Here is a 21,611-nt window from a genome sequence, read left to right as displayed (position 1 = left end):
TTACTCAAATACATCATTTTTTAAACGTGCCACGCCATGATTTCCATCAAAAATAAAACCACGCACCACCTTTTGGACTATGAAAAAGTGCAAGCTACTTTCTCGTGGGGAACTGTTGCTCGGGAATTAGATGGTCTTCCTAATGGAAAAGGGCTCAACATAGCGCATGAAGCTGTGGATCGTCATGCACAAACGAATCTAAAAAATACGGTGGCATTGCGTTTTATTCGAAAAGACAACCGTTTACAGGAATTCACGTATTCAGAATTGCAAAAACAAACTTCGAAATTTGCCAATGTACTTCAAAAATTGAAAATCCAGAAAGGGGAACGCGTTTTTTCTTTTGCTGGCAGGATTCCGGAACTATACATAACCGCTTTGGGAACCTTGAAATATACCGCAGTATTTTGTCCATTGTTTTCTGTCTTTGGCCCTGAGCCCGTGTATCAAAGACTCAGCAAAGGCGATGCATCAGTTCTGGTAACCACCACTATTTTATTCGAACAAAAAATAAAACAAATCCTGGAAAAACTTCCTTCGCTCCGCTATATCATTCTTACCGACGCAATGGAACATATTTCTGAAAAAATACGTTCTTTTTCCAAACTCATGGACGAGGCCGAAACGGAATTTACCATTCCGGAAACCAATCTGGAAGATCCCGCTCTATTGCATTTTACCAGTGGAACAACTGGAATGCCAAAAGGCGTACTTCACGTTCACCAAGCCGTACTCACGCATTATATAACGGGCAAATATGTTCTCGATTTTCATGAAGGTGACCAGTATTGGTGTACCGCGGATCCGGGTTGGGTTACCGGCACTTCGTACGGCATTATTGCTCCGCTGCTTCATGGAATCACCAGCATTATTGATGAAGCAGAATTTGATGCCAGCCGATGGTATTCGCTTCTTGAAACACATAAAATAAACATTTGGTACACCGCTCCCACGGCTATCAGGCGATTGATGCGTATGGATATAAAACCCAAAAATATATATAATCTCGAGAATCTTCGGTTGATACTGAGTGTTGGCGAACCGCTTCATGCCGAAGCCGTGATTTGGGGACAAGAAAATTTTGGCATCCCCATTTTAGACAATTGGTGGCAAACCGAAACGGGTGGCATTATGATTGCCAATTATCCGTCGATGGTCGTAAAACCGGGTTCGATGGGAAAACCAATGCCCGGGGTAGAAATTGCCATTGCAGCAATAAATGACGACCAACTGACACTTATCACACAACCTGAAATTCAAGGACACTTGGTTCTTAAGAAAGGTTTTCCGTCGCTGTTTCGCGGCTATATCCATGAAGAAGAACGGTATAAAAAATGCTTCATTGGCGATTGGTATCTCAGCGGCGACCTAGCTAAGAAAGATGCGGATGGGTATTTTTGGTTTATCGGTCGGGCCGATGATATTATCAAAACTTCAGGCCACATGGTCGGTCCGTTTGAAGTAGAAAGCACGCTGATGCGCCATCCTGATGTGGCAGAAGCTGCTGTAATTGGGATACCGGAACCCACCATTGGAGAAATGGTAAAAGCCTTCGTCATTCTTAAAACCGGAAAAGAGCCTAACGAGACAACCAAAATGGATATTATGGCTTTCGCTCGAAAAGAAATGGGTCCGGCGGTGGCTCCCAAAGAAATTGAATTTATGGAAAATATTCCCAAAACTCGAAGCGGAAAAATTTTAAGGCGATTACTAAAAGCCCGAGAACTCGGTTTACCCGAAGGCGATATTTCAACATTAGAATCCTCTTAAAATATAATTACCATCAAAAATTAATTCTTACTAATGAATTTCAGCCATGATACCTTTTCAAAAAATAAAACTACAAAACCAAACTGCTTTTCTGTTTGTACTTCTTATTCTATTTCAAGGATGCGAAGCTCAAAATAAGAATACTGAAACGGACATAGAATCCATCCAGAAAAGTGCCGCCCTTGTTCCTGAAAAAATTTCCTATTCAGGCAATGTCGATTTCAGAATGGCAGCCAAAATAGCTACGCCCGGAGTAGTTCATATCAAGTGCAGTTTCAAACCACAAACCCTTCAATACGAGGGTGAAGATCAATTTTACAACATTCCGGACCCTCTCAAAGATTTTTTTAGAGACGATCCTTTTTTCAGGGAATTTAAGTTTCAACTACCGCAGTCACCTCAATACAATTCCGAAACTGTGGTCGGGAGCGGATCTGGGGTAATTCTGACTCCTGACGGGTACATCATAACCAACAATCATGTGGTAAAAAATGCCGATGAAATAAATATCACTTTATTCGACGGACGATCCTATCCGGCAAAAGTTATTGGAAATGATCCTCAAACTGATCTTGCTCTCCTTAAAATCAAAGAAAGCAACCTTTCGTTTATACGCTACGGCGACAGTGATACTATTGAAGTTGGTGAATGGGTCGTAGCGGTAGGAAATCCATTTAATCTCGCATCGACGGTAACAGCAGGAATTGTCAGTGCCAAGGCCAGAAATATCAATATTTTAAGCGATCAAGGCGCCATAGAATCCTTCATTCAAACTGATGCAGCAGTAAATCCAGGCAATAGCGGCGGCGCATTAGTAACACTGGAAGGAAAACTCATTGGTATAAATACCGCAATAGCAACGCCAACAGGTGTTTATGCTGGATATGCGTTTGCAATTCCTGTAGATATTGTAAAAAAAGTAGCGGATGATCTAATGAATTTTGGCTCCGTTCGCAGGGGAATTTTAGGAATAAGCATACGCGATTTGAACAGCACATTGGCAAAAGAAATAAAAATTGACCGTGCCAATGGGGTATATATTGACAGCGTCACTGTAAATGGTGCAGCGAAAGAAGCGGGTGTAAAAGAGAAAGATGTCATCATCAGCATTGATAATATAGAAACCGCTTCGGCTTCAAAATTACAGGAAATCATCATGCGAAAACGTCCGGGTGAGAAAGTAAAAATCACACTCATCAGAAACGGTAATGAGAAAAAAGAACTGATTGCCACACTGAAAAAACAGGAAGCAACCCCAGAACTTACAAAAAGTAAAAATATAGAATTGCTGAAAGATTTGGGAGTTGAGTTGAGTCCAATTACTAAGGAAGACCAAAAAGTGTATAATGTACAAAACGGACTCAAAATCACGAAACTATACGATGGGAAAATAAAAAGATTCACAAGCATACGCAACGGATTCGTAATTACATCAGTCAACAACAGGGCAATTTCATCAGTTCAATCCTTTATGGATGCAGTTGCAGCACAAGAACGCGGCATCATGCTCGAAGGAAAATATGCCGGCAATCCTACGTATTACTATTATGCTTTCGGATTATAAAACTATAAAAATGGTACAATCAACGACAGAACCACAACCGATGGATGCCAAAAGAGGATTGCTTTTTTTGTATCAAATGCTGCTCATAAGACGTTTTGAGGAAAAAGCAGCCGAGCAATATACGAAAGCGAAAATCCGTGGTTTTCTGCATTTGTACATTGGCGAAGAAGCGGTTGCTGTAGGCGTAATTCAGGCGCTGAGGGAAGATGACAATTTATTATGTACGTATAGGGAACACGGTCATGCACTAGCTAGAGGTATTGATCCTGACATTATCATGGCCGAAATGTATGGTAAAATGCAAGGCTGCTGCCGAGGTCGTGGAGGCTCGATGCATTTATTTGATGTGGCAAACCGATTTTATGGTGGTAATGCGATTGTGTCCGGCCATCTTCCGCTTGCTGTTGGGATGGCTTTGGCAGCCAAAAAACAAAAGAAAACGAACCTTACGTGTTGCTTTTTTGGAGAAGGAGCAGCTGCCGAAGGTACCTTTCACGAAAGCCTGAATTTAGCGGCACTTTGGGAAGTTCCCGTTTTATTCGTATGTGAAAACAATTTGTATGCGATGGGAACTGCGATAAAATATTCGCATGCCATAACAGAACTGGAAAAAAAAGGAGCTGCTTACGGGATTGAAGCCGTTGCGGTGGACGGAATGGATTTGATGGCTGTGATTGCTGCTGCCAATATTGCTGCCGCAAAAGTAAGAAGTAGTGGAAAGCCATATTTATTAGTTTGCAATACGTATCGTTTTCGGGCGCATTCGATGTTTGATGCAGAATTATATCGGGACAAAAAAGAAGTCGAGGAATGGAAAAAACGAGATCCTATTCCACAATTCGAACAGTTTCTTTTGCAAAAGCAATGGATAACGGATGCGGAAATTACTGCTTTTGAAAGTAAAATTGAAAAAAAAATAGCTATCGCAGTCGATTTTGCGGAAGCAGGAACATGGGAGCCGTTAGACCAACTAACAAAATTTGTTTACAGTGAAACGGGAAACTAAAAATTTATAATAATGGAAAATAAAATAATCTGTCAAAGTTGTGGCATGCCACTGGACACCGAAGCTGTGAAAGGAACGGAGAAAAACGGTTTAAAAAGCAATGAATATTGCAAATACTGTTATGAAGATGGCACCTTTAAGAATCCAAAAATGAATTTGGAAGACATGGAAAATAACGTGAAAAATCAAATGAAAAAGTTAGAGCTGCACGAATATGCAATTCAAAAAGCGGTAAACATACTACCAGCATTAAAACGTTGGAAAAGTAATTAATCCAGAAGTTAAAAGTAGAATCCAGAACGGAGTTCCTTTTGCGGAAGCCGGAATCTGGTATTATGAGCCCATTGACAAAATGGTGTACACGAAAAATAAATTAGAAACTACATAAAGAAAGAAAGCTAACTATTTAAATCAACCCACATGGAAAACACACATTTTTGTCAAAGTTGCGGAATGCCACTGACTACAGAAGATGCTAAAGGAACCGAAAACAACGGCCAGAAAACGAATGATTATTGTAAATATTGTTATGAAGACAGTAACTTCAAAAACCCCGATATGAACTTGGAAGAAATGAAAAATACCGTAAAAATGCACATGGAGAAAAAAAACCTTCCTATTTATATGGTTCAAAAAGCGTTGAATATTTTACCCGCATTAAAACGTTGGAAAAACAAACAATTTGTTATTTAATCCCTAATCGATTGGCATCATGGACAACAGCACCGGCAAAATAACCCTTACGTATCGCGAGGCTTTGAAACAAGGGCTTCGCAAAGCGTTGCAAAATGACGAAAACGTTTTTTTGATGGGCGAAGATGTGGGCCGTTACGGAGGCGCTTTTGCGGTAAGCAAAGGATTATTGCAGGAGTTTGGTGCGGATCGGATTATGGATGTTCCGCTTTCTGAAGCCGGTTTTGTAGGAGCGGGTATCGGGGCGGCTATGGCGGGAATGAAACCCATTATTGAGGTGATGACCGTTAACTTCAGTTTGTTGGCGATGGACCAAATTGTAAATAATGCGGCGACTTTGTTGCACATGTCAGGCGGCCAAATCTATGTCCCAATGATTATCCGGATGGGTTGCGGAATTGGCCGTCAACTGGCAGCGCAACATTCCCACAGTTGGGAACCATTTTATGCACACATTCCGGGATTAATTGTTTTGTCTGCGGGAACGCATGAGGATGCACGGGGAATGTTGCGTGCTGCTTTGCAAAGTCCGGATCCTGTCTTGCTGTTTGAATACACGCTGATGCTCAATCTCGAAAAAGAAATTGCTGCAGATTTAGGTTTTATTGATATTACCAAAGCCAAAGTGTTACGCGAAGGATCTGCTATTTCGATTATCACTTATGGAACGGGCGTTTATAAAAGTCTGGAGGCTGCTGCCGAATTAGCTTTGGTCGGAATCGAAGCCGAAGTGATTGATTTGCGGGTGTTGCGACCTTTGGATGAACGTACATTTCTGGAGTCGGTTGCAAAAACGCATCGGGTTTTAATTGTTGAAGATGCGTGGCGTTCCGTCAGTATCTCGTCAGAAATTAGTGCGCGAATTATGGAAAAGGCATTTTATGATTTGGATGCTCCTGTACAGCGATTGTGCGGTGTCGAAGTTCCCATTCCCTACCCTGCACATTTGGAAGAAGCTTCGATTCCGCAGAAAAATGATATTGTAAATGCAGTAAAAAAAATGATACGTCATGATTGAATTTCAAATGCCTAATTTGGGTGCTGATATGGAAGCTGGAACTCTCATCGAATGGAAGAAAAAACTAGGCGATACGGTACAGCGTGGCGATATCATTGCCGAAGTGGAAACACAAAAAGGGCTTATAGAAATTGAAGTTTTTGACGAAGGAACAATCGGAGAATTACTGATAGAAGAAGGAACTAAAGTCCCTGTGGGAACGGTAATGGCATTGATTGATCCCAGCGCAGCAGTATTGGAAACCAAAAAAGCAAAAGCAACATCAGAAAAACCAATTGCCTTACAACCGATAGAAGAAAAAACAGCTGTATTTTCAATAAAAGCTTCCCCACTAGCAAGGCGAATTGCTGCGGAAAATCATCTCGATCTTTCGCAAGTAAAAGGAACGGGAGAAAATGACGTGATTACGAAAGACGATGTGGAGCAAGCATTGGCAACTCAAAAAGAGCAACTTCTAAAAGTGGAAAAATTTCCTCCTGATGACGCAAAAATACTTGCACAAATTGAGGCAGTACGTACAGCAATAGCGGCAGCAATGAGCAAATCGAAACGAGAAATTCCACATTATTACCTAGAGAAAAAGATAGATGTATCAAAAGCAACTGATTGGCTGATAGCCAAAAATAAGGAAAAATCAGTTCAAGAACGATTGCTTCCCGTTGTGCTGCTCATCAAAGCAACCGCTAAAGCATTGACTGATTTCCCGGAATTGAATGCGGTTTGGCAAAACGGTTTACAGCTCAAAAAAGAAATTCATATTGGTTTTGTGGTTTCGCTGCGCAACGGAGGAATCATAGTTCCCGCGATTCACAACGCGGATATAAAAAATCTAGATGAAATCATGGCTGATTTAAATGATATTATTCCAAGAGCTCGCGCCTTAAAACTACGCAGTTCAGAATTGAGTGACGCTACAATTACGGTAACCAACATTGGCGATGGTGGCGCCGAAATGATTTTTGGGGTGATTTATCCGCCACAGGTTGCGATAATTGGTTTCGGAAATATTTCAGAACAACCCTTTGCGGAGAAAGGTATGTTAGGAATCCGAACTTCAATTTTCGCGACTCTGGCGGGGGATCATCGTGCCACGGATGGATTAACAGGCAGCCGCTTTCTAGTAGCCTTGAACAACCATTTACAAAATCCTGAAGCGTTATGAATGAAGAAGAAATCAAAGAAATTATTTTTCAATTGTTGAAAAAAATTGCACCGGATACGGAACCATCAACATTAAAACCGGATGAAAACATCAGGGAAACGCTTAATATTGATTCGTTTGATTCGCTGCAATTCATCGTTGCGTTGAACAAAAAAACAGGAATCGAAATTCCAGAAGAGGATTATGGAAAAACAGCCACTTTACAGGCACTGACGGCTTACATTAAAAATAAAAAACCATAAAATGAAAGTATTAGTCTACAGCATCTTTGGCTTTGATAAGCCATTTATGGAAAAAGCGGCCCATGGAAATCATGAATTGGTTTTTACGGAGCAGCATTTGAATGAAAACACGGCGCAGTTGGCCCAGGGATTTGATGCCGTCTCGCTTTTTACTTCAGATGTGGCTTCAGAAGCAGTTTTGCAAAAACTCTATAGCTGCGGTGTAAAATATATTGCGTTGCGGGCTGTACATTCCGATTTAATTGATGTTCCAAGGGCAAAATCTCTGGCGATTAAGGTGGCAAATGTTCCTGTGTATTCTCCGTATTCGGTGGCTGAGCATGCCGTTGGTTTGGTATTGGCACTGAACAGGAAACTGGTTTTAGGACAGCGATTAATGCACATTGGAGATTACAGAATGGATCATTTAGTTGGTTTTGATTTGCATGGAAAAACAGTGGGGATTATTGGAACCGGAAAAATAGGTGCTGCTTTTGCACGGATTATGCATGGTTTTGGGTGTAAAATCATAGCTTTTGATATTGAAGAAAATAAGGAGTTACGGAATGAACTCCCAATATCCTACAAGACTTTGAAGGACGTTTGTGCCGCTTCAGATGTGTTGTCCGTACATGATACTTGGAACGAATCATCCTATCAATTGTTTGACAAAACTATCTTTTCATTATGCAAAAAAGGGATGATTTTTATTAATACTGCAGATGGAAGATTTGTGAATACCGAAGATTTAATTGAAGCCATTGACAACAAAATCTTTGCTGCAGTTGGTTTAGATGTCTATGAAAAAGAAAATTTGATATTTTTTCAGGATCATACGGAAGCTCCTATTACAGATACCTTGTTTTTGAAACTCCGCTCCTATCCCAATGTCATGATTACCGGAAATCAAGGTTTTTTGACAAATGAAACGCTGGCAGGAATTGCCCATACTACGATTGCCAATTTAAATGCTTGGGCGTATAATGGCACTTCTGAAAATGAAATTAATTGATAAAATATGATGTTTGTTTTCAAGTTAAAATAAAATACCCGAGATTATTTTTCAAATTCTACTACTTAAAACGCACCAAATGAAAGGCTCCTTTAAACTCGGAAAAATAGCAGACATAGGAATTTATGTTCACTGGACATTCTCATTACTGATTCTGTTTATCATTTTCATTAATTACCGATCAGGTCAAAATGCTACTCAGATAGTATGGTCGGTTGTGTTTATTTTGAGTATTTTCGTCACCGTTATAATGCATGAATTAGGGCACGCTTTGGCAGCAAAAAGATACCATATAATTACAAAAGACATTACATTATTGTCCATTGGCGGTTTAGCGCGACTTGAAAAAATTCCTGAAAAACCAATCGAAGAATTAATCGTGGCAATTGCAGGACCTTTCGTCAACATCACTTTGGCACTGATAACCGGAATTTTCATCACCATTCCCAATACTTCCGAACAACTGATGGCCGAATTAGAAACTGGCGTGAATGCCAATAATTTCTTTCTGAATTTCTTTTTAGTGAATTTTTGGCTGGCACTCTTTAATTTGATCCCTGCGTTTCCAATGGATGGCGGCCGAATTTTACGTGCCTTATTATCCTTTCGGATGCAGCGAAATATAGCTACCCGCATTTCGGCTCGGATTGGTCAATTTCTTGCGTTGGGATTTATACTTTTTGGTTTTTTCAATTCTCCTGTTTTAGTTTTTATTGGTATTTTTGTTATCATAGGTGCTCAGGTTGAAGCGGATTATACGGAATCGAAATTCATGTTGAAAGGGTTCAAAGTCCATGACGTTGTAATGAAAGACTATCCAAAGATTGATGCCAATGCCACAGTCAAAACCGCAGTAGCATTAGTTTTGAACAGCCAAAACAAGAATTTTTTAATCATGGAAGAAGGAACTCCTGTCGGAACTTTGAACCGTGACCAAATCATAATGGCTCTCTCCAAAAAAGGCGAAGAGGAATTTATTTATAATGTGATGGATCGGAATTTAATTTTTCTCGATGCAAATTCGCTTTTGGAAAATGTTTTTGAACTCATACAACTCAATAAATCAAAATTAATGCTCGTTATGGAAAACAATGAAGTTACCGGAACTTTGGATATCGAAAATCTAATGGAGTTCATTTTGATTAATGAAGTTACTACAAATAAAGCGCATGATAAAAACTAACGATAGCCTTTTTGTCACCAAAAAATTGGAGCTGGTGTTCAGTGGCGAAGATTATTTTGACCGATTAGAAGCTATTATCCAAGAGGCACAATCTAAAATCCACCTGCAAATGTATCTTTTTGAAAATGATGCAACGGGAAAAAGAATCGTCAATGCACTAAAAGAAGCCGCGTTACGGAAAGTTGAAATTTATGTGCTACTGGATGGCTTGGGTTCTTTATCTTTTCCGGCAGAATTACTAAAGGAACTGAAATATAGCGGCGTAAACATTCGCTTTTTTGCCCCTTTATTCTCAACCTACACCTTTTATCTTGGACGAAGATTGCATCGCAAAGTTATTGTCGCTGACGCAAAAGTTGCGCTGGTTGGCGGCATAAATATCGCTGATAAATACCGCGGTTCCGTCGCCGAAAAACCTTGGCTGGACTACGCCGTTCAAATAAACGGGGAAATAGCCAAACCACTTCAACAGCTTTGTCACGATATTTATTTTAAAAAAAGACATCTGAGGAATAAAAAAATAAAATCTGCATTTCATATTCAGGAAGATACTTCCGTTCGCATCCTCCAGAATGACTGGTTGAAAGGGAAAAACGAAATATGTGAAGGTTATATAAAATCCATCCGACATGCCAAAAAGGAAATCATCATTGTAGGCAGTTACTTTCTTCCCGGAATCCGAATCATTCGAGCCTTAAAAAAAGCGTCTAAAAATAAAGTCATCATCAAATTGATTCTCTCCGGAAAATCAGATCTTCCGCTGACAAGACGGGCGACTTGCTTTTTATATGGCAAACTCCTCAGTTATAACATTGAATTGTATGAATGGAACGAATCCATTTTACACGGAAAAGTAGCTGTTGTGGATGGCAATTGGTCCACAATTGGTTCTTTTAACCTGAATAATTTGAGTTCCTACGGAAGTCTGGAAATGAATGTCGAAATACTTTCAAGTTCCTTTTCCATCTTATTTCAAGAACACCTAACCGAAATTATTGCACAATGCCAAAGCATCACTCTCGAATCACTGAAAACAAATACCACTATAATGACAAAATTCATCAACTTGGTTTCCTATGTGATCACCAGAATCGTAGAAATAATAGTCACCTACACTCCTTATAAACGCTTCTATAATTGAAAAGCACTCCCTTCATCCCAATTAAAACCTCTAAAATTTAGAAAGAAGCCTCTTTTAAAATTAAAAACTAAAATATTTAAGAATTTATGCGGTTACTGCATTTTTTTTTGTAAATTTATAAATATAATTACCTAATAAATAAGTAGTTACATATATTGGGTGCTGATTTATAATTTTTTAAAAATGGAACCATACCGAATTAAAACCCAAAAAAAAGAGGATTGGATCCAAAAGGATTTTGAAAGACAAATCCCTAAATTGGACTGTAAAAAAATATTTGTCCCCCGTCAGGATGAACTTTTTTTTTAATTCATTTTTAAAAGAAATTTGTTGGCTTATGCTAGCGACGGAACCGTGAGTCACTGTTCTGTAATTGAATGTTCTTTCAAGCACCAGGTTTAAAAGATTCTCCGCAGAGCTCCGAACTTTTAAACCGGTATTCTTAATTGGGGTTAGGGACGCAAAAGTCCCTATCCCATTAATGACTCAAACCTATGGATTTTAACCATTACAAAGAAGCTTTTATCAAGGAGTCGCGAAAAATAGGCTTTTCGTTACCTAATATTCAGCATTGTCTTGATTATGCTGAAGTTTTATTTTCGCATCATGTCCCGGTAATTTACAATCCTTCCCATTTATCAGCACTTGTGGGATACAAAAAAGAATATTTAAAAAAAGCATCGCTGTTTCCTAATTATTTTTATCGTGATTTTGAAGTCGCAAAAAAAAATGGAACCAAACGACTAATTTCTGAACCACTGCCCAGCTTGAAAGAAATCCAAATCTGGATTCTAAGAAGTATACTGTATAAAATACCCGTCAGCCCATTTGCGAAAGCGTATAAACCAAACGTAACATTGCTGGAAAACCTGAGGTTTCATAAAAATCAATCTAAGATTTTTACGCTGGATTTAGAGAATTTCTTTCCTTCAATATCAGCTGAGCTTGTTGAAGCAGAATTTCTGGAATTGGGATATTCTAAAATAGTATCCAAATTACTTTCCCGATTATGCACCAGAAATGGAAATTTGCCGCAAGGTGCGCCTACCAGCCCCTATCTTTCTAATCTGATTTTTAAAAAGGCTGATGCCGAAATTGCTTCGTATTGCAAAGATTATAAAATTAGGTACACGCGTTATGCGGACGACATGAGTTTTTCAGGAGATTTTGACCACGAGGAATTGCTAAAAAAAGTAACAGAAACGGTTGAAAAACTGAATCTTCGCATAAATGCCAAAAAGACCAAACTAATGACGCCAAATATGCGACAGACTGTTACTGGAGTTGTGGTGAATCAGAAACCGCAAGTCATTTTCTATAAGCGCAATGAATTGAGACAAACCTTATATTACATTCAGAAATTTGGTTTTGAGGAACATAAAATCTTCAAAAAAAATAATCATAACAATTATCTGGAACATTTGTTGGGGAAAATAAATTTTGTACTCCAAATTAATCCAAAAGATGCGGAATTTATAAAGTATAAAGCTGTGCTTTTTGATTTGAAACACAAACAAGACTTAACTGCGATAGAAAACGAATTATTTCCTATTTAAATTGTAAAAATCAATTTAGAACAAGCTCCTTTTTGGGGCTTTTAATTCTATAACTAACTGTTATTAAGTATTTTATTGTTATTTTTTTACCTAAAAATTGATTAAATTTGACAAATACACTCTTTGAAAACTATAATTACTCATATCACAAAAAGTTCCTTTTTAAACTTCGTAACTACTTAATAGCGTATCTTTAAGATTAAATAAAATTAAGCCATGAAAAACATCGCTACCATTATCGCCTCATTATTTTTATCTACTTTTCTGTTTGCACAAACAACATGGAAAGCTGATCCAATGCATTCTAAATTAACTTTTAGCACAATGCACAATGGAATTTCTGACATTGCAGGATTGTTCAAAACATTTGAAATTAGCGCAATTACAACCAAAACTGATTTCAGTGATGCTGTTTTTGAACTCTCTACAGCAGTGGCGTCCATCAATACCGAAGTTGAAATGCGAGATAAGCATTTACGAAGTGACGAATTTTTTGATGTTGAAAAATATCCTAAAATGACTTTCAAAAGTACGTCGATACAAAAAACAGCAAAAGATAAATACAAGCTAACGGGCCAACTTTCCCTGCACGGAATAACGAAACCGGTAGTCATCACGATGTGGTACAGAGGAACTATTGAAAATCCTCAAACGAAAGCGCCAACAGCTGGTTTTAAATTTAGTACCATCATAAAACGTTCTGATTTTAATATAGGCCCAAAATTCCCTGCACCAATGATTAGTGATGAAGTAAAAATTAAGGCTGACAGTGAATTTATAAAACAATAAGTATGTATTAATGAACTGAGAAATCTCATCAATTGTAAGAAGCAAAATATGTATCTAATAAATATATAGATGTTTCGAACGTAACCAAATAACCACAACATAAAAATAATCACAATGGCATTTATAGACTATTACAAGATTCTAGAAGTGGACAAAAAAGCAACTGAAGCCGAGATTAAAAAGGCCTATCGGAAACTTGCCCGTAAATACCATCCCGATTTAAATCCAAATGATAAAGAAGCCGAAAGAAAATTCAAGGAAATCAATGAAGCAAATGAAGTCTTGAGTCATGCGGAGAATCGTAAGAAATATGATGATTATGGTGAAAACTGGCAACATGCGGAAGAATTTGAAAAATCCAAACAGCAGCGGCAATACCAAGGAAATGGACAACAAGGAGGTTTTGGCGGTGGTGGATTCAGTGGTGGAGGTGATTTTTCTGATTTTTTTGAATCGATGTTTGGTGGTCGAGCCTCTGGTGGTGGCCGCAGAAGTGCGCAGTTCAAAGGACAGGATTTTAATGCTGAACTACATCTTGAACTCAAAGATGTGTACACAACTCACAAACGCACGTTAACCATTAATGGCAAAAATATTCGAATTACCATTCCTGCCGGTGTCGAAAACGGCCAACAAATAAAAATCAGCGGCATGGGTGGCGAAGGTTCCGGTGGTGGTCCTAAAGGTGATTTATATATAACGTTCACGGTGGCGAATCACACTAATTTTAAACTAGATAAGCACAACCTTTACGCAATAGTGGACTTGGATTTATATACTGCCCTATTGGGCGGCGAGATTACCGCTGACACTTTTGACGGAAAAGTAAAACTGACCGTGAAACCCGGAACCCAAAACGGAACCAAAGTCAAATTGAAAGGAAAAGGCTTTCCAGTGTATAAAAAAGAAGGAGAATTTGGTGATTTGTACTTAACCTATCAAATACAAATCCCCACTAATCTTTCTGAAAAAGAAAAAGAATTATTCACTGAACTCGCTACACTAAGAAAATCATAAACATGGAAAACCTGATCCCGATACCTGAATTGTGCATTCACTATAGTGTGGAACTATCTTTTTTTACCAATCTTAGCGAAATGGGTTTACTCGAAATAAAAACGATTGAATCCAAACAATATATTGATTCAAATGCAATTTATGAAATCGAAAAAATGATTCGCATGCATCAGGAATTAGACGTAAACATAGAAGGAATTGATGTAGTGTTTAATTTGTTACAAAAGATTGATGTGTTGCAAAATGAATTGACTGCACTCAAAAACAGATTACGCTTGTACGAAAGCTAACAAAAGTCCCAATTAAATCTGCCCTTAAAAAGTTTTGGTTTACAATCTTTAAAAAAGAGAATGTTTTACTGCTTTTTAGTAATTCTGGTATTTATGAATACTAAAAAGTTCAAAATTGATACTTTACGAGATTACTAAAGCATAAATTTTAGAGCTATTAAAAACAATATTTGTACCCACAGACTTCTCCACTGCAGCAGATTCCGCCATTCATTACGCTATAAAAATGGCGTTACTTTGAGAAGCTTCATTGATTTTGTGCCACAGTTTTATTCTTTTCGAAAGTGGTTTTTCTCCGCTTTCACTGAGTGAAAAAGAAAATATGGAAGCCTATAAAAATTAATGGAAAGGCTTGCGACCATTGAAAATAATATCATAAAAAAACCATTCCTCCTGATTTAAAACAATTAATCAGGAAAAAAAAAGTACTAAAGAAGTAATTATTTCTAATGGAAACTCGCCATTGATACTGCATTAATTATCTCCGTTTATGTACTAATGATGGGGCTTTTATATTATAAAAAATAAAAAAACAAAGCGATGAACTGGCATTTACTCCCACTATCAGAAATCACCCACTTGTTACAAACAACTCCTCGCGGACTTGATGAAGTAACTAGTAAGGAACTCTTGCGCGAAAATGGGAAGAATGAAATCGAAGACACTAAAAAGAAGAGCATCGTAAAGATGATGCTTTCTCAGTTGTCTGATTTCATGATTCTGATTCTGATCGCGGCAGCAATAATTTCGGGAATAATAGGCGATCTAACAGATACGATCATTATTCTTGCCATCATCATTATTAATGCCATCGTGGGATTCATTCAGGAATATCGGGCCGAAAAAGCGATGCAAGCACTGAAAAAAATGGTAGCAAACCACGCTCGCATTATTAGCGAAGGAAAAATGATTACTATTCCAGCTTCAGATCTTGTTCCAGGCGATGTTGTGGTTCTGGAAGCCGGCAATGTTATTCCTGCAGATATTCGTTTTTTTGAAACCCATCAAATAAAAGTAGACGAATCAGCACTTACAGGCGAATCCAACAATGTAGAAAAAAATACAGAGGAACTTCCAGAAGGAAATTACGCTCTTGGCGACCAGACGAACATGGGTTACAAAGGCACTTCGATTACGAATGGAAGAGCTCTTGGATACGTTGTGGCCATAGGAATGCATACGGAACTGGGTCATATCGCTAAAATGATTCAAACTGATGAAACCACAACGCCGTTACAAAAAAGATTAGCGGCATTTGGAAAAAGATTATCAATAGTCATCCTAATCATCTGCACTGTCATTTTCTTTATCGGATGGTTGCGGGGCGAATCTGCAATGACGATGTTGATTACTTCAATTTCCCTTGCTGTTGCCGCAATTCCTGAGGCTTTACCAGCATTAGTTACCATCGCATTGGCTTTTGGAGCTAAGAAATTAGCCAAAAATAATGCGCTTATACGCAAATTGCCCGCTGTAGAAACGCTTGGTTCAGTTACCTATATCTGTTCTGATAAAACGGGAACTCTTACGCTGAATAAAATGACCGTGCAGGAGATTTTTGAAACTTCAGATACAAAACACAACGATGCTTTTGAAGAAAAAAACCGATTGCTTCATGCCATAGCTTTAAATAATGATGTCTCGAAAGGCGAAAACGGAAAATGGCTGGGCGATTCAACTGAAGTCGCATTGGTGCAATATGCTTTCGATAAAAATTTAAACCGTGCAGATTTAGAAATTGCATTTCCACGAATAGCAGAATTACCTTTTAATTCCAAAAGAAAATGCATGACAACCCTGCATCAAATTCAAAATGCTGATGATGAAATTCTCGTAATTACAAAAGGAGCGGTCGATGTCCTGTTTCATAAACTAAATGCCGAGCAACAATCACTTATTCCCGAATTGGAACGTAAAGTCAATGAAATGGCGGAAAAAGGGTATCGGGTATTAGGATATGCCATGAAAACACTCTCTTCGTTACCGGAAAATTTGAATCCGGAAACAATTGAAACAGAACTAACGCTTATTGGTTTTGTAGGCATGATTGACCCGCCGCGAGAGGAAGCGAAACAAGCGGTTTCGGAATGCAAAGAGGCTGGTATTATTCCGGTGATGATTACCGGCGATCATAAACTCACCGCAAAAGCAATTGCCGAAAAACTGGGAATCATTTCTTCCGAGGAAGATCTTGTACTGACGGGTTCTGAATTATACGCATTAACACAAATTGAATTTGTGAAAATCGTGGAGAACGTTCGGGTGTATGCCCGAGTAAATCCCGAACAGAAATTAAGAATCATTAATGCGCTACAATCTAAAAATAATTTTGTGGCTATGACTGGTGACGGTGTGAATGATGCGCCAGCACTTAAAAATGCTGATATTGGAATCGCCATGGGGATCAACGGCACAGAAGTTTCTAAAGAAGCGTCGCACCTGATTTTGCTGGATGATAATTTTGCCACAATTGTAGTTGCAGTCAAACATGGTAGAAAAATATTTGACAACATCCTGAAATTCATCAAGTATATCATGACCGGAAATTCAGGCGAAATCTGGGCGATATTTTTGGCGCCGTTTTTTGGTTTACCCATTCCGTTATTGGCCATTCATATCCTTTGGATTAATCTGGTGACCGATGGTTTGCCCGGATTAGCCTTGGCCTCCGAGCCATCAGAAATAAATATTATGAAACGCCCGCCCAGAAATCCAATTGAAAGTATTTTTTCAAATGGTATGGCAGTTCACATTTTGTGGGTTGGATTTTTAATGGGAGTAGTCACCATTGGAATGCAGGCTTATGCGATACATGTGGCAAACTCCCATTGGCAAACGATGGCATTTACGGTACTTTGCTTCAGTCAATTAGGACATGTAATGGTGATCCGTTCCGGACAGGATTCAATTTTTAAAATTGGTTTTTTCTCTAATAAACCCATGATTGGTGCTTTATTAATAACGGTTTCACTACAACTTATGATTGTTTACACGCCTTTTTTTAATGATATTTTCAAAACACAACCACTTACTTTATATGAGTTGCTGATTACCTTAGCTGTATCAAGTGTAGTTTTTTGGGCAGTAGAAATAGAGAAGTGGATTAAAAACAGAAATAAATAGTTCAGTAAGAGTTTTTACTCTCTTTCAATTACTTTATTTCCAAGCAAATTCAATCTTGGATACTTTTGTAATAGTATTGTACCATTTGCTGTAATTCCATTTGTGTACTTTTTTAAACACATAGAACATAGATTTTAAAATGTCAGAAGGCGTTTCACTTTTTTAGAGAAAACCATAACATTATACCCAAAGAATTGTATTATTTTTTTATAAAAAATGACTTCTAAATAACCCATTTTATAATCCGGATTATTCGCGCGAATAAAAATAACGCTTGCAAAAATGCTGTTATTTTTTAAAATTGATATTTTCTCGACCAAATCGTCAATATAATAGGCAAACAACACTTTTAATAGCACTGATAATCAGATAAATAACTATATATTTGAGTAGCTATTTTCTGTTAAAAACTAATTCGTTTGCTTATGGATACATTTTCAAAAATAAGGGAATTATTCAAAGCTTTTTTACTCGAAATTGGCGAACTCTCCTACTTTGCTGGCCGTTTTTTTCAAGAAACTTTCAAACGTCCCATGGAGTTCAAAGAGTTTTTACGACAATGTTTTAATATGGGAAATCGTTCCTTGCTTTTGGTTGCGGTTACGGGATTTATAATTGGATTAGTATTTACCTTACAATCACGTCCTACGCTGCAGGAATTTGGCGCTGTTTCCTGGATGCCATCAATGGTTAGTATTTCACTGATTCGAGAAATTGGTCCTATTATAACGGCTTTGATTTGTGCGGGACGAATTGGTTCTGGTATTGGTGCTGAATTAGGTTCGATGCGGGTTACGGAACAAATTGATGCCATGGAAGTTTCCGGCACTAATCCGTTCAAATATTTAGTAGTAACCCGAGTTTTGGCCACCACTTTTATGTTACCCGTTTTAGTTTTTTTTGGCGATGCTATTGCAATATTTGGTTCTTTTCTGGTCGAAAACATCAAAGGAAATGTCTCTTTTTTATTGTATTACAACAAAGTTTTTGATGCATTGGAATTTGGTGATTTGATCCCCGCAACCATCAAAACGTTCTTCTTTGGTTTTGCCATTGGATTAGTAGGTTGTTTCAAAGGTTATTATTGCAAAAAAGGGACCGCTGGTGTGGGATTAGCAGCTAATTCTGCGGTGGTTTTCACGTCGATGTTGCTGTTTATTATTGATTTTATTGCTGTTTTTGTTACTGATATATTTTATGATTTATAACGATTATGAGTATCCCGACACCCAATCAAAACCGAATTATAGAAATCAAAGACTTGCGAAAAAGTTATGGTAACAATCATGTTTTGGATGGCTTTAATATGACGCTGAATGAAGGGGAAAATCTGGTAATTATGGGGAAATCCGGTTCCGGAAAATCAGTGATGATAAAATGTTTAATTGGACTGGAGCAGCCGGACAGTGGTTCTATCGTCGTGATGGGCAAAGACATTACCCAACTTAATCGCGAGGAACTGGACGATTTACGTACTGAAGTTGGTTTTCTTTTTCAGGGAAGTGCATTATACGATTCGATGACGGTTCGCGAAAATCTGGAATTTCCATTGCGACGCCATACCAAGAAATTTGGAGTCATTAAAGATACTACACCATTAGTGATGGAAGCTTTGGAAAACGTAGGACTGGCTCAAACCATTAATTTAATGCCTGAAGAACTATCGGGTGGAATGAAACGCCGAATTGCTTTGGCCAGAACATTGATTCTGCAACCCAAAATAATTCTGTATGACGAACCTACAACAGGATTAGATCCCATTACTGCAAAAGAAATTTTGCTCTTGATGATGACTATCCAACAAAAATACAACACCTCAGCAATAATTATCACTCACGATGTGGATTGCGCCAGAGTGATTTCAAACCGAATGATTTTATTGGTTGACGGCATCAATTATATCGAAGGCACTTTTGAGGAATTATCCGTCTCAACTGATCCAAAAGTGCAAGCTTTCTTTAAATAAGAACAAAAAAATGGAAAAAACGACATCACAAAAATTGCGTCTTGGACTTTTTGTAATAATCGGGTTATCGCTGTTTATACTCGCGGTGTATTTCATTGGCGATAAGCAACAAATGTTTGGAAAAACCAATCAATTATCTGCGGTTTTTAATAATGTGAGCGGCCTGCAACTGGGAAACAATGTACGCTATTCCGGAATAAATGTGGGAACGGTTAGCAGCATTACAATGATTAATGACACGGCAATAAAAGTCAATATGCTGATTGATAAAACCATTTTTCCGCATATCAGGAAAAATGCCATTGCCACAATAGGCTCCGATGGTTTGGTGGGAAACATGATTATCAATATTATTCCCGGGAAGGACAAAGCAACCTCAATATCGCCAGGAGATGAAATTAGTACGTTAAACCGCATTCGCACTGATGATATGCTGAATACCCTTGGCAAAACCAATAAAAATGCGGCGCTACTGACATCCGATTTACTTAAAATCACTAATGAAATCAATCAGGGAACTGGAACCGTGGGCTTATTAATTAAGGATGCTAACTTGGCAAATGATTTGAAACAAACCGTTCACTATTTGAAAATTACAGGACGGGGAAGTTCAGAATCAATCACGAAAATAAACCGACTTATTTCTTCATTAGAAAATAAAGACAATGTGATTGGTGTTTTGAAAGATACCGCGGTTGCCAATAATCTTAAAAAAATAGTACTGAATTTAAAACAAACCAGTACTCAAATAGATAACGTTGTAAACAACCTAGATACCACAATTGTAAATATAAAAAACGGTAAAGGAGCAGTAAATTATCTTTCGAATGACCCTGAATTAGTTCGGAAAATAGATTCAACGATGACAAATGTTAACGAGGCGAGTTTGCGTTTGAATGAAAATCTAGAAGCTTTGAAACATAATTTTTTACTACGGGGATATTTTAGAAAACAGGAAAAAGCAAAATTAAAAGAACAGAAAAAGGAAGAATAGCAAAAATAGATTACTGCGTTTATTTGAATTTAGAACTACGTAAAAGTCGATTACAACATGGTTACAATAGAAAAATTAGGAATAATTCTAAGTCCTACTGACCATCCATTTGAAAATAATGGAGTGTTCAATCCCGGGATTTATCAGGAAGGAAATATCATTCATGTTTTATACCGAGCGGTAGAACACGGCAATTATTCTACGATAGGATACGCCAAGTTAGATGGTCCAACAAAGGTAATTGAACGCCATGAAAAACCTTTAATAACCAGAGATTTTGACTATGAAAAACATGGTGTCGAAGATGCCAGAGTTGTAAAAATTGAAGATACCTATTACATTACTTATACCGCTTATGATGGAGTCAATGCGATGGGAGCGCTTGCCACTTCAAAGGATTTAATTCATTTTGAAAAACAAGGTGTGATAACGCCACACGTTAATTATCAAGAATATGAAAATTTTGTCAACTGCTGTGACAACAATAAACTGAATCCAAAATACCATCAATATTACAATCTTTTTGCTCAAATAGGATTGGTTGCTGATGAATTCAGATTGCTTCGGGATAAAGATGTGGTATTGTTTCCAAGGAAAATAAACGGAAAATTTATGCTTTTGCATCGGATTTGGCCAGGAATTCAGATTGCGGAATTTACCGATTTTAAGGATTTAACAGAGTCATTTTGGAAGGAATATCTCGTTAATTTGGTGCATCATATTGTACTGGATCCCAAAGATGTATATGAAGTCAATTATATTGGTGCTGGCGGTCCGCCTATAGAAACCGAGTATGGCTGGTTGCTTATTTACCATGGAGTACAAGAAACTATAAAGGGGAAAATATATCATGCTAAAGCCGCATTATTGCAATTAGATAATCCTAAAATTGAGATTGCCAGATTACCATTTCCGTTATTTTCACCTACGAAACAATGGGAAATTGAGGGAGAAGTAAGCAATATTGTCTTTCCATCGGGACATGCGTTATTTGGCAACGACCTTTACCTATACTACGGTGTGGCCGATAAACATATTGCTGTTGCAAAAATAGATCTCAACGAATTGCTTCTCGAATTGAGAAAACAACCTTAAAAAATAACGCT

20 protein-coding genes are annotated in these 21,611 nt (G+C 37.9%); all 20 read left to right on the top strand.

What is annotated here, in order from left to right; genetic code table 11:
• Window positions 1-36: 36 nt before the first annotated feature.
• The gene (acsA, locus tag DR871_RS14230) at window positions 37-1,770 is read left to right on the top strand and encodes an acetate--CoA ligase (protein ID WP_113666854.1); all 1,734 of its coding nucleotides are present in this window, start codon (window positions 37-39) and stop codon (window positions 1,768-1,770) included.
• Window positions 1,771-1,816: 46 nt separating this feature from the next.
• Window positions 1,817-3,334, top strand: a complete 1,518-nt coding sequence (locus tag DR871_RS14225; RefSeq protein ID WP_113666853.1) for a Do family serine endopeptidase — start codon at window positions 1,817-1,819, stop codon at window positions 3,332-3,334.
• 10 nt (window positions 3,335-3,344) lie between these two features.
• Entirely contained in the window at window positions 3,345-4,340 is a 996-nt protein-coding gene (pdhA, locus tag DR871_RS14220) for a pyruvate dehydrogenase (acetyl-transferring) E1 component subunit alpha (RefSeq protein ID WP_113666911.1), read from the top strand.
• Between the two features lie 12 nt (window positions 4,341-4,352).
• Complete coding sequence (locus DR871_RS14215; RefSeq protein ID WP_113666852.1) at window positions 4,353-4,613, top strand: zinc ribbon domain-containing protein; 261 nt, start codon at window positions 4,353-4,355, stop codon at window positions 4,611-4,613.
• Window positions 4,614-4,760: 147 nt separating this feature from the next.
• Window positions 4,761-5,033 carry a zinc ribbon domain-containing protein gene (locus DR871_RS14210; protein WP_113666851.1) on the top strand — a complete coding sequence of 91 codons (273 nt, stop codon included), beginning with the start codon at window positions 4,761-4,763 and terminating at the stop codon, window positions 5,031-5,033.
• Between the two features lie 19 nt (window positions 5,034-5,052).
• The gene (locus DR871_RS14205) at window positions 5,053-6,051 is read left to right on the top strand and encodes an alpha-ketoacid dehydrogenase subunit beta (RefSeq protein ID WP_113666850.1); all 999 of its coding nucleotides are present in this window, start codon (window positions 5,053-5,055) and stop codon (window positions 6,049-6,051) included.
• Window positions 6,044-7,213 carry a dihydrolipoamide acetyltransferase family protein gene (locus tag DR871_RS14200; protein WP_113666849.1) on the top strand — a complete coding sequence of 390 codons (1,170 nt, stop codon included), beginning with the start codon at window positions 6,044-6,046 and terminating at the stop codon, window positions 7,211-7,213. Before DR871_RS14205 ends, DR871_RS14200 begins: the two co-directional genes overlap by 8 nt.
• Window positions 7,210-7,455, top strand: coding sequence for an acyl carrier protein (locus DR871_RS14195; RefSeq protein WP_113666848.1), 246 nt, complete (start codon window positions 7,210-7,212; stop codon window positions 7,453-7,455). Before DR871_RS14200 ends, DR871_RS14195 begins: the two co-directional genes overlap by 4 nt.
• A gap of 1 nt (window position 7,456) precedes the next feature.
• Window positions 7,457-8,446, top strand: a complete 990-nt coding sequence (locus DR871_RS14190; protein ID WP_113666847.1) for an NAD(P)-dependent oxidoreductase — start codon at window positions 7,457-7,459, stop codon at window positions 8,444-8,446.
• Between the two features lie 79 nt (window positions 8,447-8,525).
• Window positions 8,526-9,629 (top strand): site-2 protease family protein, encoded by a 1,104-nt coding sequence (locus DR871_RS14185; RefSeq protein ID WP_113666846.1) that lies wholly within the window; start codon window positions 8,526-8,528, stop codon window positions 9,627-9,629.
• Window positions 9,616-10,770 carry a phospholipase D-like domain-containing protein gene (locus DR871_RS14180; RefSeq protein ID WP_165355344.1) on the top strand — a complete coding sequence of 385 codons (1,155 nt, stop codon included), beginning with the start codon at window positions 9,616-9,618 and terminating at the stop codon, window positions 10,768-10,770. The genes DR871_RS14185 and DR871_RS14180 overlap by 14 nt, the downstream gene beginning before the upstream one ends.
• 494 nt (window positions 10,771-11,264) lie before the next feature.
• Window positions 11,265-12,326: a reverse transcriptase domain-containing protein gene (locus tag DR871_RS14175; protein ID WP_113666844.1), complete on the top strand. Its 1,062-nt coding sequence runs from the start codon at window positions 11,265-11,267 to the stop codon at window positions 12,324-12,326.
• Between the two features lie 216 nt (window positions 12,327-12,542).
• Window positions 12,543-13,115: a YceI family protein gene (locus DR871_RS14170; protein WP_113666843.1), complete on the top strand. Its 573-nt coding sequence runs from the start codon at window positions 12,543-12,545 to the stop codon at window positions 13,113-13,115.
• Window positions 13,116-13,229: 114 nt separating this feature from the next.
• A complete protein-coding gene (locus tag DR871_RS14165; protein ID WP_113666842.1) occupies window positions 13,230-14,132 on the top strand; it encodes a J domain-containing protein in 903 nt (300 codons plus the stop codon).
• Between the two features lie 2 nt (window positions 14,133-14,134).
• Window positions 14,135-14,422, top strand: a complete 288-nt coding sequence (locus tag DR871_RS14160; RefSeq protein ID WP_207209811.1) for a chaperone modulator CbpM — start codon at window positions 14,135-14,137, stop codon at window positions 14,420-14,422.
• Between the two features lie 540 nt (window positions 14,423-14,962).
• Window positions 14,963-17,545: a cation-translocating P-type ATPase gene (locus DR871_RS14155; protein ID WP_113666840.1), complete on the top strand. Its 2,583-nt coding sequence runs from the start codon at window positions 14,963-14,965 to the stop codon at window positions 17,543-17,545.
• 425 nt (window positions 17,546-17,970) lie between these two features.
• The gene (locus DR871_RS14150) at window positions 17,971-18,753 is read left to right on the top strand and encodes an MlaE family ABC transporter permease (RefSeq protein WP_113633317.1); all 783 of its coding nucleotides are present in this window, start codon (window positions 17,971-17,973) and stop codon (window positions 18,751-18,753) included.
• 5 nt (window positions 18,754-18,758) lie between these two features.
• Window positions 18,759-19,511: an ABC transporter ATP-binding protein gene (locus DR871_RS14145; RefSeq protein WP_113666838.1), complete on the top strand. Its 753-nt coding sequence runs from the start codon at window positions 18,759-18,761 to the stop codon at window positions 19,509-19,511.
• A gap of 10 nt (window positions 19,512-19,521) precedes the next feature.
• Window positions 19,522-20,505, top strand: coding sequence for an MlaD family protein (locus DR871_RS14140; RefSeq protein ID WP_113666837.1), 984 nt, complete (start codon window positions 19,522-19,524; stop codon window positions 20,503-20,505).
• A gap of 57 nt (window positions 20,506-20,562) precedes the next feature.
• Window positions 20,563-21,600 carry a glycoside hydrolase family 130 protein gene (locus tag DR871_RS14135; protein ID WP_113666836.1) on the top strand — a complete coding sequence of 346 codons (1,038 nt, stop codon included), beginning with the start codon at window positions 20,563-20,565 and terminating at the stop codon, window positions 21,598-21,600.
• Window positions 21,601-21,611: the final 11 nt, after the last annotated feature.

The organism is Flavobacterium petrolei (assembly GCF_003314435.2).
Taxonomy (GTDB): Bacteria; Bacteroidota; Bacteroidia; order Flavobacteriales; family Flavobacteriaceae; genus Flavobacterium; species Flavobacterium petrolei.
Note: the sequence above shows the minus strand (reverse complement) of the source record. Positions and strands in the feature narration are given on the sequence as shown.